The organism is Phenylobacterium sp. (genome assembly GCF_030680185.1).
Lineage (GTDB): Bacteria > Pseudomonadota > Alphaproteobacteria > Caulobacterales > Caulobacteraceae > Phenylobacterium.
In genome coordinates this window covers 19,746-32,807 of record NZ_JAUXVZ010000032.1, presented here as the reverse complement: position 1 = coordinate 32,807, position 13,062 = coordinate 19,746, and the positions used below count along the sequence as shown (strand labels likewise).

The following is a 13,062-nucleotide window of genomic DNA, read 5'->3' as shown; positions in this document are numbered from 1 at the left end:
ATTGGGGCCACCCGTCATGGCGGCCGCCTCCAGTCCCTATTTCGTGAGCCGCAGGTTGTCGATGGAGCCGGCGATGGCGTCGAAGGCCGCACCCAGCTGGGCCACGTTCTGCACGTCGAAGAATTTCTCGGAGTCCGTCGCGCAGGTCTTCAGGAGCTCGCTGGAGCCGGTCTTGACCTCGACCCGCACCGTATAGAGCACGATGTCCTTGGCCTTGATGTTCTCGCACAGCAGCTTCAGGCGGCCGTTCATCGCATTGGTCCGGGCCGTGCTTGTGCCAGACGTGATCCCGAGCAGGTTCTGCCAGATGTAGCCGATGCCGCTGTATGAGGAATCGTTCTCGTAATTCCCCGTGCTGGCGACGTTGTCGCCGTCGGTCATCAGGATGATGATCTTCCGGTGGTTCTTGGTCCCATAGGCCACGCCATCGGCGAACGGCGCGTTGGGCGACAAGGTATGCCAGCCCCAGACGAGGCCCATAGGAATGTTGGTGTTCCCCACCGCCTTCATGTCGTCGATGGCCGACTTCAGCTTGGTCATGTCGGTCGTCAGGCGCGCGACAGGCTCCAGGTCGCAGTCTCGGTTCGGCCCGCTGGTGCTCGGCGTGGCGTCCTTGTACTTGGCGACGTTGCCCTGGAGGTCCTTGAAACTGCCGGTGGATTTGTCGGGAATGTAATTGTTGTAGTAGCGCTTCACCGACCACCAGTTGCCGCTGTCATCGGGCTCATCGGGGGCGAAGTAGGGCACGAAATAGCTGTCGACCTTGGCGGGGTAAGGCGCCGTGTCCTGCACGTCGAACGGCGGGCGGCGGCTCTCGACGCAGCCCCCCCAGACCTGGGAGCCCTTCATCGACTTGAGGACGGCGAACCGGTCGGTGTTGACGGTGGTGAAGATATCGACGCCAGCGGCGCCATGGCCCTGGGCGCGGCTGTCCACCCAGTTGGGGATGCCCGGGCCCGTCCGGGTCGAGGTGTTGTAGTTCTTGACGCTGACGTTTTCATAGATCCGCACGGTGCTGGAGAAGGGCACCAGGGAAATCCGGATCGGATCGGTGGCCGTGCTGCGCGAGCCGGCGGCTTCCAGCTTGTCCACCAGGTCCTTGGCGGCGGTCTTCAAGGTCGAAAGCTTGGTTCCCGCCATCGAGCCCGTATTGTCGAGCACCAGGGCCACTTCCAGACGGTCCATGGCCCGCAACACCTCGGTGTTGGCCCGAACGTTGGCGTGCTCGAAGAAGCCGGCGGAGACGGCCATGGGCGCCATCTCGGCCGATCCCACCACCTTGGGGCCGTCGAGCACGAAGGTGGCCGTGATCAGCGCCGAGCCCGGGAAGGCCGAGAGGTTGGCCTGCAGCGCCCGCTGGCCGATCTCGTTGATGTCTTTCTCGGTCTGGGCCGACGAGCGGGCCGCATAGAGCGCCGCGGCGTCCAGGGCGTCCTGCAGCTTCTGCTTCTGGTTGGCGGCGATATAGAGGTCAAAGACCCCGAGCGTCAGGGGCGCCAGCAGGACCAGCGCCACGGCGAAGATCATCGCCGCCGCCCCGCTCTCGTCGCGGGCTCCGGATTTCAGGCGGGCGGTCAGGCCCTTAAGGATAGAGGTTCGCACGTCTGCGCCCCGCTCGGCTCTTTATGGGTGTCGAGCAGGCATGATGCGGCCTCAGGGTAAACGAACCCCCCGCAGAAGACGGTAAACGAAAGCTTCCGCCCAGGCCTCGCAGCCTGGGCGGCGGACGACGTCAGGCCGCGAGCGCGAGGCGCATCACCAGCCGCACTGTTCGCCCTGGTTCTGCTGCGTCAGCCAGGTGTTCAGCGGGGCGAAATAGGCGGCCACCGCGCTGGCGTCGGTCTGGCGCTGGCCGGTGAACGCTTCCAGCGCGTCCGGCCAGGGCTTGGACTGACCCATCTCCATCATGGCGTTGAACTTCGCCCCCATCTCGGCCTGGTCATAGACCGAGCAGCGATGCAGCGGCCCCTGCCAGCCGGCCTGGGCGCAGGCCGCCTGGTGGAACTGGAACTGATAGATGTGGGCCAGGAAGTAGCGCATGTAGGGCGTGTTTCCGGGGATGTGGTACTTGGCCCCCGGATCGAAGGCGTCGGCCGGCCGCGGCCCCGGCGGGGTGATCCCCTGGTACTGGGTCCGCAGCGCCCACCAGGCCTCGTTATAGGTCTCCGGCGTGACCTCGCCTGCGAACACCTGCCAGCGCCATTTGTCGACCATCAGGCCGAACGGCAGGAAGGCGATCTTGTCCAGCGCCGTCTTCAGCAGGAACGGAATGTCCTCGGCCTCGCCGGGCGTGGTCTCCAGCAGGCCGATCTGCTGCAGATAGGTCGGCGTCAGGGACGAGAGCGCGGCGAAGTCGCCGATCGCCTCGTGGAAGCCGTCATTGGCCCCGCCCTTGAACAGATAGGGCTGATCGGCATAGGCCCGCTGATAGTAGTTGTGGCCCAGCTCGTGGTGCACGGTGAAGAAGTCCTCGCCGTTCACGCGGGTGCACATCTTGATCCGGATGTCGTCCTTGCCGTCCAGGTTCCAGGCCGAGGCGTGGCACACCACCTCGCGGTCCTCGGGCCTCGTGATCATCGACCGCTCCCAGAAGGTCTGCGGCAGGGGCGCCAGGCCGAGCGACGAATAGAAGGCCTCGCCGGTCTTCACCATCCGGGTCGGGTCATAGCCGGCCTTCACCAGCAGCTCGTCCAGGTCATAGCTGGAGCGGACTTCGGCCGGGGCGACCACGTCATAGATATTGCCCCAGCTCTGGGCCCACATATTGCCGGTCAGGTCGGCGCGGATGGGGCCGGTGCGCGGCTGCACCGCATCGCCATAGCGGTCGTTCAGCCGGGCGCGCACATAGCAGTGCAGGTTCTTGTAGAAGGGCTCGACCTGGCTCCACAGACGGTCGGCCTCGCCGGCGAAGGCGTCGGGGTCCATGTCGTACTTGTCGCGCCAGAGCACGCCGGCGTCCTTGTAGCCCAGCCCCGCCGCCCCCTCATTGGCCAGGGCCACCAGCTGCGCATAGTCGGCGCGCATGGGGGGCGACACCGTGCGCCAGCCCTCCCAGACCGCCTTCAGTTCGGCCGGATCGCGGGACTCCCGCATGATCTCCTCGGCGTCGTTGAGGGTGATCGGCGCGCCCTTGTAGCTGAACTTGCCGGTGGAATAGGTGGAGTCCAGGCGGGATTCCAGGCGGGCCAGCTCGGCGGCCGCCCCGGCGCGGTCAGGGGCCGGCAGGGTCAGATAGAGCTTGAGCAGCTTCAGCTTGCGGGCGGTGACCGGATCGACCGCGACCCCGTCATAGCGGGCCGCCTGCATGGCGAGCTGGGCGGCCAGCTCCTTTTCCTCGCCCACCGCCTTGGCTTCCAGCCACTGGGTGTCCTCGGTGATGTAGGTGGCCCGCACCCAGGCGGACTTGGCGACATAGAGGCTGAGAGCTTCCAGCTGAGCCTCGGCCTCGTCGATGAAGGCCTTGGCCTGGGCCGGCGTAGGTTTCTGGGCGGCGGGCTGGGCCTGGGCGACGCCAAGTGGGCCGAGCCCGATCAGGGCGACCGCTGTGGCGGCCAGCAGCTGGGTTTTCATGCGAAAAGACTTCCTTGCCACGGGCGCGACGCGGCGCGCCGATTGGCGCCGATGCAAGCCCTGGCCGGCGGCGACGTCAAGCCGCCGGCGCCCCGCCGGCCTTCGTGCGTTTGAAGAAGGCCCATCCCCGACCAAGGAGACCGTCATGTCCGAACAGGCATCCCCCCAGGCCCTCGCCAAGCTGGGCGCCGACCTCATCCTCGAACAGGCCCTGGTCGATGGCCGGTGGATCTCTGACGGCGGCGACCCCATCGCGGTGGAGGACCCCTCGGAGGAGACGGTCCTCGGTCATGTCCCCAGCCTGTCCGGCGATGTGGTCGATGCGGCGATTTCGGCCGCCGCCCGCGCCTTCCCCGACTGGGCGGCCCGCAAGGGCAAGACCCGGGGGGAAATCCTGGGCCGCTGGGCCGAGCTCGTCACGGCCAACGAAGACGGGCTGGCCGCCCTGATCTCGCTCGAAAACGGCAAGCCTTGGAAGGAGGCCCTGGGCGAGGTCCGCTACGCCAATTCCTTCATCACCTGGTTCGCCGGCATGGCCGAGCGCCTGGACGGCCGCGCCATCGAGAGCGCCAAGGATGAGGACCTGATCCTGGCCTTCCGCGAGCCCGTGGGTCCGGTGGCGGCCATCACGCCCTGGAACTTCCCCGCCGCCATGATCACCCGCAAGGTGGCTGCGGCCTTCTGCGCCGGCTGCACGGTGGTGCTGAAGCCGGCCTCCGCCACGCCCTTCACCGCCCTGGCCCTGGGCAGGCTCGCCCTGGAGGCTGGCGTTCCCGAGGGCGTCTTCTCGGTGGTCACCGGCGCCAACAGCGAGGTGGGCGCGCGCCTGACGGGCTCGAAGCTGATCCGCAAGCTCTCCTTCACCGGCTCCACAGATGTGGGCCGTAAGCTGGCCGCCGACTGCGCGCCGACCCTCAAGCGCCTGTCGATGGAGCTGGGCGGAGCCGCGCCGCTGATCGTCTTCGAGGACGCCGACCTGGACGCCGCCGTCGAGGGCGCGATCGCCGCGAAGTTCCGCGCCGCCGGCCAGACCTGTGTCTGCCCCAACCGCCTCTATGTGCATCAGGCGGTGCAAGCCGACTTCCTGGAACGGCTGACCGCCCGGGTCGCCGGCCTGAAGGTGGGCAAGCCCTTCGAGGACGGCGTCGAGATCGGCCCGCTGATCAACGCCAAGGCCCTGGACAAGGTGGAGGACCATATCGCACGCACCAAGGCCAGCGGCGGCCGGGTGTTGACCGGCGGCGCACGGCACGCCCTGGGCGGCCGGTTCTTCCAGCCCACGGTCCTGGCGGGCGGCGACGATCGCCTGTTCGCCACCGAGGAGACCTTTGGCCCCGTAGCGCCGGTCTTCAGCTTCCTGACCGAAGATGAGGCTCTGTCGCGGGCCAACGCCTCGGAATTCGGGCTGGCGGCCTATCTGTTCACCCGCGACCTGGACCGCGCCATGCGGGCCGGGCGCGGCCTGGAGGCCGGGATCATCGGCGTGAACACCGGCGTGATCTCCAACGCCGCCAACCCGTTCGGCGGCGTCAAGCAGTCGGGCTATGGCCGGGAAGGCTCGACCTATGGCGTCGATGACTATCTGCAGGTGAAATCCCTCACCCTGGCGCTGAACTGAGCCGCACCCCACGAGCGATTGACGGTGACCCCGTCGTCGGGCTCCTCTAGACCGGCTGTCTAAGGCCATACCGGGGGGAAGCTGATGACGCCGAGCGACGAGACGCCTGCCGAAGCGGCCCCCCCGCAGCCCCCGCCCGAGGCGGCGCCCGACGCACCGCCGCCCAAGGCGCCCTGGTGGCGCCGGGCCAGGGACCGCATGTCGCACGGCCGCGCGCCGGTGGTGGTGGCCGCCGCCCTGATCATCGGCGCCTTTGGCTGCGGTTTCCTCACCGCCAAGGGCGTGGACATCCTGAGCATTCCCCGCACCGTGGTGGCGGGCGGCGAGGTGGTGCCGGGCGGCTGGTCCCTGTTTGGCCGCCCCCGCGCCGCCGATGCGCCCCGCCGGGGCGTCCCCATGCCCGAAGGCTTCGCCGTCTGGCGCACCCGCATAGATACGAGCAGCGCCCAGCCGCAGGCCTGCGTGGAGATGAGCCGCCCGCTGGATCCAGAGACCTCCTATGGCGACTATGTCCTGGTCTCGCCCGACCTGGGCGAGACGCCGGCCATCTCCGTCGAAGGCTCCGAACTTTGCCTGGCCGGCCTCGGCTTCAATGATCGCCGCGTGACCCTGCTCAAGGGGCTGCCCGCCCGCGGCGGCGAGACCCTGGCGGCCAACGCCGATGTGGATTTCACCTTCGGGGAAAAGCCGCCCTTCGTCGGTTTCGCCGGCGACGGCGTCATCCTGCCCCGGGAGGACTCCGACGGGGTCGGCATCGAGACCGTCAATGTCAGCCGCCTGGAGATCGAGGTCTGGCGCGTGGCCGACCGCAACCTGGTCCGCACCGCGATCAGCGCCCCGGAACCCACCGCCGAGGGCGAATACGCCTATGACTGGGGCTCCGACAGCCCCGATCAGGAGGGCCAGAAGATCTGGACCGGCGAGGTCGCCGTCACCGGCGAGGCCGGCCAGCGAGCCACCACCGTCTTTCCCCTGGGCGCAGTGCTGCGCGAGATGAAGCCCGGCGGTTATGTGATCAAGGCCCGCGACGCCTCGGGCGGCCGCAACCTCACCGACGGCGACAACAATCCCCCGGCCCAGGCCCGGCGCTGGATCATCTTCACCGACATGGCGCTCAGCGCCTATGCCGGGGCCGAGGCCACCGACGTGGTGGTTCGCTCCCTGAAGAGCGCGCGGACCCAGTCGGGCGTCCGTGTCGCCCTGGTGGCCGCCAATGGCGAGGACCTGGCCGAGGCTCGCACCGACGGCCAGGGTCGGGCCCGCTTCGACGCCGCCCTGACCAAGGGCGAGGGCGGCCTGCGGGCCAAGATGATCATGGCCTATGGTCCCCAGGGCGACCTGGCGGTGCTCGATCTCGACCGCCCGCCAGCCGACCTGTCGCGCCTGGGCGTCGGCGGCCGCATCGAAGCCGCCGCCGTCAGCACCTCGGGTCGCACCGCAGGCTCGGTGGTCGACGCCTATCTCTATACCGACCGGGGGGTCTATCGCCCCGGCGAGACCGTCCACCTGAACGCTCTGATGCGCAACCGGGAGGCCCGGGCGGTGAAGGACCGCAAGGGCGCCATCGTGGTGCGCCGGCCGTCCGGCGTGGAATTCCGGCGCTACGCCTTCGACGGGGCGCCCCTGGGCTCGGCCGCCGCCGATATCAGCCTGCCCCGCAGCGCGCCCCGCGGCCGCTGGCGGGCGACGCTCGAGGTCGAAGGCCTGGAGACCCCGGCGGGCGAGGTCACCTTCGCCGTCGAAGACTTTGCGCCTCAGCGCCTGGCGGTCACGGTCACCGGCCAGGCCGCGACCCCGGTGGCCGTGGGCCAGAGCCGCAACCTCGATATCAACGCCCGCTTCCTCTATGGCGCGCCAGGCTCTGGCCTGCAGGCCGAGGGCGAGGCGCGGCTGCGGGTCGATCCCGATCCCTTCCCGGCCTTCGAGGACTATCAGTGGGGCAACCAGCGCGACCCCTTCCAGGAGGCGTTCGTCGAACTCGGTCGCACGGTCACCGACGGCGAAGGCCGGGCGATCATCACCCTGCCGCCCCAGGCGGCCGAGAACGCCCAACCCCTCGTGGCCGCCACGACGGTCAGCGTCTTCGAGCCGGGCGGCCGGCCGGTGCGGGAATCGGTGAATCTGAAGATCCGTCCCCGCACGACCTATCTGGGTGTCAAGGTCGATCAGGCCGAGGGCGCCCGCGGGGCCGACCCCATGGTCAGCCTTGATCTCATCGCTGTGAATCCCGCCGGTCAGCGCATCGCGGCGCCCGGGGTCACCTGGCGCCTGGTGTCGGAGAACTGGGACTATGACTGGTTCCAGCAGGATGGCCGCTGGCAGTGGCGGCGGACCAGCCGCGACGCCCTGGTCGACCAGGGCACGGTCGATCTCGCCGCCGGCGAACCAGCCCGCCTGTCGCGACGCCTGGGCTGGGGCGATTATCGCATCGAACTCAGCGGTCCGGATGGCGCGGCCAGCGTCATCCGCTTCACCTCCGGCTGGGGCGCGCCCGCCGAAGACGCCGAGGCGCCCGACATCGTCCGGGTCAGCGCCGGCGACCGCACCTACGCCCAGGGCGACACGGTCGAGATCACCCTGAAGCCCCCCTATGCCGGCGAGGTCCAGGTGGCGGTGGCCACCGACCGAGTGCTCGACTTCCGCACCCTGACTGTTGGCGAGAATGGCGGAACCGTTCGGTTCCAGACCGACGCCCGCTGGGGCGGCGGGGCCTATGTGATGGTCACGGTGGTCCAGCCCCGCGATCCGGTCCAGACGCCCAAGCCCCGCCGGGCCCTGGGCCTGGTCTATGTTCCCCTCGATCCCAAGGGCCGCAAGCTCGAGGTCGATCTCGGCACGCCGGAAAAGGCCGGCGCCCGCGAGGCGCTGTCCGTGCCGGTCACGGTCCGCGGCGCGGGCCTTGGCCAGCGGGTGCGCGTCACCCTGGCGGCTGTCGACGAGGGCATCCTGCAGCTCACCCGCTTCGACAGTCCCGACCCGGCCAAGTGGTACTTCGGCAAGCGGGCGCTGGGCGTCGACTATCGGGACGACTATGGCCGCCTGCTGGACCCGAACCTGGGCGCGCCGGCCAATGTGAACTTCGGCGGCGACGAGATCGGCGGCGAAGGGCTGACGGTCACGCCGATCAAGACCGTGGCCCTGTGGTCCGGGGTCGTCGAGACCGGCCGCGATGGCCGGGCGACCATCCAGTTGCCGGCGCCGGACTTCAATGGCGAGCTGCGGCTGATGGCCGTGGCCTGGACCGACGACGCCGTCGGCTCGGCGTCCAAGCCGTTGGTGGTCCGCGAGCCGGTGGTGGCCGAACTGGCCCTGCCCCGCTTCCTGGCGCCCGGCGACACCGCCTTCGCCACTCTGGAGCTGCACAATATCGAAGGCCGGGCGGGCGAATACATCGCCCAGCTCACCGGCGAGGGCGGCATTCTGGCCCCCTTCCGCAAGGCCTATGACCTGGCCATCGGCCGACGGCTGGCCGAGCGCGTTCCCCTGGAAGCGCCGCGGGTGGCCGGGATCGGCAAGGTGAGCCTGGCGGTCACAGGCCCCGGCTTCTCCAGCACGCGGGACTATCCGCTGCAGACGCGGCTGGGCTGGGGCCGGGAGACCCGCACCACCACGGCGCTGCAGCAGCCCGGAACGGCGTTCACGCCGACGCCGCAACTGCTGGCCGGGCTGGCGGCGGGCGATGCGACCCTGCAGGTCAGCTATTCGCCCTTCCGCGGGTTCGATCCCGGTCCGATCGCGGTGTCTCTGCTGCGCTATCCCTATGGCTGCACAGAGCAGCTGGTGTCGGCGGCCTATCCGCTGCTCTACGCCAGCAACGTCTCGCAGGACCCCAAGGCCCGCCGCTCCAGCACAGGTCTCAACCAGGCGGTCAGCCGCCTGCTGGATCGCCAGACCTTGGACGGCGCCTTTGGCCTCTGGCGGGTGGGCGATGGCGAGGCTGACGCCTGGCTCGGCGCCTACGCCACCGATTTCCTGATCGAGGCGCAGAAGGCCGGCGCGCCAGTGCCCGCCTCGTCGCTGGACCGGGCGCTCGGCGCCATGCGCCAGATTTCCCGCCCCGAGGGCTGGGCCAGTGTCTCCTACCGGCTGGAATATCCCGACTGGTGGGCGGGCTCGCCCCAGGCCTCGACGAGCGCCACCGAGTCCATGCGCCGCCGGGCCTCGGCCTATGCCCTCTATGTGCTGGCCAAGGGCGGTCGGGGCGACCTGGCCAGGCTGCGCTGGTGGCACGACGTGCAGATGAAGTCCGAGGCCTCGCCGCTCGCCAAGGCCCATGTGGGCGCAGGGCTCGCCCTGATGGGCGACAAGGCCCGGTCTCGCTCGGCCTTCCGCCAGGCGGTCCGGTCGCTGAACTATCGCGAGGAGGCCGATTGGTACCAGAGCCCGCTCCGCGACCTCGCCGCCGTGATCGCCCTGGCCTATGAAGCCGGGGAGACCGACATCGCCCGAGAGCTCCAGGGCCGCCTCGAAAACGCGGTGGAGGACCCCGAAGCGCTCAACACCCAGGAACAGGCCCGCCTGCTGCAGGCGGCCCAGGCCATGATGAACGCCGCCGGGCCGCTGAACATCCAGGCGTCAGGCGCCATCCCCCTGACCGCCGTCGCGGGCGGCCCCCGCTGGGCGGTGGGCAAGCTGGCGGACTCCCGCTTCGTCAATTCAGGCGAAGGCGCGGTGTGGCGGACAGTCACCGTCACCGGCGCGCCGGTCTCGGCGCCCTCGGCGACCAGCAACGGCCTGACCCTGCAAAAGCGCCTGTTGAGCTTCACCGGCGGGCCCGTCGATCCCGCCAGCCTGACCCAGGGCGACCGCGTGATCATCATCGTCTCGGGTCGCGCCCAGCAGGCCCGGTCCATGGCCCTGGTGATCGACGATCCCCTGCCGGCCGGCTTCGAGATCGAGACGGTGCTGGGTCCGGACGACGCCCAGAGCGGGCCCTTCCGCTTCCTGGGCGAACTGTCCTCGGCCGATGTGCAGGAGGCCCGCGACGACCGCTATGTGGCGGCCATGGACCTGCCCGGGCGTGAGGACTTCGCCTTCGCCTATGTGGCGCGGGCGGTGACGCCAGGGGACTTCCTGTTGCCCGGCGCCCAGGCCCGCGACATGTACCGTCCGGCGGTCAACGCCCGCACCAGCGTCGGCCGCACGGTGATCGCGCCCGGCCAGTGACACCACTGGCGTCCCTGAAGGCCAAGGCCCGCCAGGCGGCGGGCTCGCCCCGGGTGGTCCGTCGCCTGACCCTGGGCCTGCTGGTCGCCATGGGCCTGCAGGTGGCGGGCCTGGCCCTGGACGCCGCCCTGCCGCCGGACCTGTCGCGCGGCGCGCAGGCCTCGCCGGTGGCGCTGGACCGTCGCGGCGCCTGGCTTCGCGCCCTGCCGGTGGAGGACGGCCGCTGGCGCATCCGCGCCGACCTGGCGCGCACCGACGAGAGCTTCATCAGGCGACTGGTCGCGATCGAGGACGCGCGCTTCTGGCGCCATCCCGGGGTCGATCCGCTGGCCGTGGTCCGCGCCGCGGGTTCAGCGGCGTTCACCGGCGAGGTCAGCTCCGGCGCCTCGACGCTCACCATGCAGACCGCGCGCCTGCTGACGCCGCGGCCCCGCACGGTGCCCGCCAAGCTGGTGGAGATGATCCGCGCCGTGCAGATCGAGGCGCGGCTGTCCAAGCGCGAGATCCTCGCCCTCTATCTGACGTTGGCGCCCTATGGCGGCAATCTTGAGGGGGTGCGGGCCGCCAGCCTCTCCTACTTCGGCCATGAGCCTGTGACCCTGACGCCGGGCCAGCAGGCGCTACTGATCGCCCTGCCCCAGTCGCCCGAGGCGCGCAGGCCCGACCGGCGGCCGGAGGCGGCCCGCCGGGCGCGGGACCAGGTTCTGGCCAAGATGGTCCGGGCCGGCGAGCTGAGCCCCCTGGAAGCCGCGGAGGCGGGCGAGGACCCGATGCCGAGCCGTGTCCCCTTCCCGGCGCTGGCCTGGCACGCGGCCGGCGAACTGGCCCGTTCAGCCCGGGTCGATGAGGCCTCCGTGGTCTCGACCCTCGACGCGGGTCTGCAATCGCAGCTGGAGCCCCTGGTGGCCCGCGCCGCCCGCGCCCAGGGACCTGAGGCGAGCGCCGCGGTCCTGGTGGTGGCCCTGGACGGACGGGCGGTGCGCGCCTCGGTGGGGTCGGCGGGACTGGACCGGGCCGGCGGCTGGATCGACATGACCCGGGCCCTGCGCTCGCCAGGCTCGGCCCTGAAGCCCTTCATCTACGCCATGGCCTTCGAGCAGGGCCTGGCGGCGCCCGACACGCGGATGGCCGACGCCCCGCGGCGCTATGCCGACTACCAGCCGGAGAACTTCGACCGGGTCTTCCACGATCAGGTCACCGCCCGGGAAGCCCTGACCCATTCGCTGAACGTGCCGGCGGTGGACACCCTGGCCCGCCTGGGGCCGGCGGCCTTCGAGGGCCGGCTGGAGGCCGCCGGCGTGCGCCTCTGGCGGCCGAGATCCGAGACCCGCGACGCCGGCCTGGCCATCGCGCTCGGCGGCGTCGGGGTTTCGTTGCGGGACATGGCGGTGCTCTATGGCGCCCTCGGCGACGGGGGCCTGGCGCGGCCCCTGGCCTGGACCGAGGCCGAAGCCAGTTCACGGCGCGAGGAGCGGGGAGTTCGGCTGGTCAGCCAGACGGCGGCCGACGAAGTCCTGGCCATCTTGCGGGAAACCCCGCCGCCTGCCGGCGTGACGCCGGCCGCGCTGAGCCGAGGTCGCCCCTTGATGGCCTATAAGACCGGCACCTCCTACGGCTTCCGCGACGCCGTCGCCGCAGGCATCGTCGGCGGTCATGTGATCGTGGTCTGGAGCGGGCGCGCCGACGGCGGCGCTCGCGCCGGCCTGACCGGACGCAACGCCGCCCTGCCCCTGCTGTTCGAGGTCGCCGACCTGCTGCAAAGCCCGCCGTCCGCCGCCCCGCCCCTCGCCCCGCGCAATGCGCCCGCCGCCCTGGACGACCAGACCCGCACCACCGAAGGCCCGCGCCTGATCTTCCCCCCCGATGGCGCCGTGGTGCAGGTGGACGCCTTTGGCGCAGGGTCCCGCGGCCTGGCGCTGGCGGCCAGCGGCGAGGACCTGGCCTGGTATGTGGCCGGCCAGCCCCTAAGTCCCGACCCCCTGAGCGGCCAGGTGCTCTGGCGGCCCGAGGGGCCGGGCTTCTACGATCTCAATGTGGTCGACGGCCAGGGCCGCGCCGCCCGGGCGCAGGTGCGCATCCGCGGCGGCTGAGCCGCTAATAGAGTCGGGCGAGGTCCTCGGGGCCGGCGCAGGTGACGTTCATGTCGTTCACCAGCCCGTTGGACAGGGAATAGACCCAGCCGTGGATGCTGACCAGCTGACCCCGCAGCCAGGCCTCGCGGATGAAGACGTCGGAGGCGACATTGCGCACCTGGCGGATGACGTTCAGCTCGCACAGCCGGTCGTGGCGGGCGTGCTCGTCCATGGCGTCAAGTTCCGTGCGGTTGGCGGTGTAGACCTCGCGGATCGGATGCAGCCAATGGTCGACGAGACCCCGCCGCTGACCGTCGATGGCCGCCACCACGCCCCCGCAGCCATAGTGGCCGACCACCATGATGTGCTTCACCTTCAGCACGTCCACGGCGAACTGCAGCACCGACAGATAGTTGGCGTCCTGGGGCGGGGCGAGATTGGCGACATTGCGGTGGACGAAGAGTTCGCCGGGATCGAGGCCGACGATCTCATTGGCCGGCACCCGGCTGTCGGCGCAGCCGATCCACAGATATTCCGGGCTCTGCTGGCCCACCAGGCGCTGGAAGAAGCCGGGATCGACCGCAAGCTTGCCTTGGGCCCAGGCCCGATTGTTGTCCTTCAGGTGGTCGAGCATGG

6 protein-coding genes are annotated in these 13,062 nt (G+C 70.4%); 3 read left to right on the top strand and 3 right to left on the bottom strand.

Annotated elements, in window-relative coordinates:
* Positions 1 to 36: 36 nt before the first annotated feature.
* Together Q8L83_RS07085 and Q8L83_RS07080 are read right to left on the bottom strand one after the other, a co-directional pair.
* Positions 37 to 1,602 (bottom strand): TadE/TadG family type IV pilus assembly protein, encoded by a 1,566-nt coding sequence (locus Q8L83_RS07085; protein ID WP_305285622.1) that lies wholly within the window; start codon positions 1,600 to 1,602, stop codon positions 37 to 39.
* A gap of 153 nt (positions 1,603 to 1,755) precedes the next feature.
* A complete protein-coding gene (locus tag Q8L83_RS07080) occupies positions 1,756 to 3,570 on the bottom strand; it encodes a M2 family metallopeptidase (RefSeq protein ID WP_305285621.1) in 1,815 nt (604 codons plus the stop codon).
* Between the two features lie 145 nt (positions 3,571 to 3,715).
* On the opposite strand from Q8L83_RS07080, the gene Q8L83_RS07075 reads away from it, so the two are divergent.
* The 3 genes from Q8L83_RS07075 to pbpC all read left to right on the top strand — a co-directional run bounded on the left by Q8L83_RS07075 (position 3,716) and on the right by pbpC (position 12,444).
* Complete coding sequence (locus tag Q8L83_RS07075) at positions 3,716 to 5,188, top strand: NAD-dependent succinate-semialdehyde dehydrogenase (protein ID WP_305285620.1); 1,473 nt, start codon at positions 3,716 to 3,718, stop codon at positions 5,186 to 5,188.
* Positions 5,189 to 5,272: 84 nt separating this feature from the next.
* A complete protein-coding gene (locus tag Q8L83_RS07070) occupies positions 5,273 to 10,354 on the top strand; it encodes an alpha-2-macroglobulin (protein ID WP_370868363.1) in 5,082 nt (1,693 codons plus the stop codon).
* An 89-nt stretch (positions 10,355 to 10,443) separates the two neighbouring features.
* Positions 10,444 to 12,444 carry a penicillin-binding protein 1C gene (gene pbpC, locus Q8L83_RS07065; protein WP_305285746.1) on the top strand — a complete coding sequence of 667 codons (2,001 nt, stop codon included), beginning with the start codon at positions 10,444 to 10,446 and terminating at the stop codon, positions 12,442 to 12,444.
* Positions 12,445 to 12,448: 4 nt separating this feature from the next.
* Here the strand turns inward: pbpC and Q8L83_RS07060 are convergent, their stop codons facing one another.
* Complete coding sequence (locus Q8L83_RS07060) at positions 12,449 to 13,060, bottom strand: carbonic anhydrase (protein WP_305285619.1); 612 nt, start codon at positions 13,058 to 13,060, stop codon at positions 12,449 to 12,451.
* Positions 13,061 to 13,062: the final 2 nt, after the last annotated feature.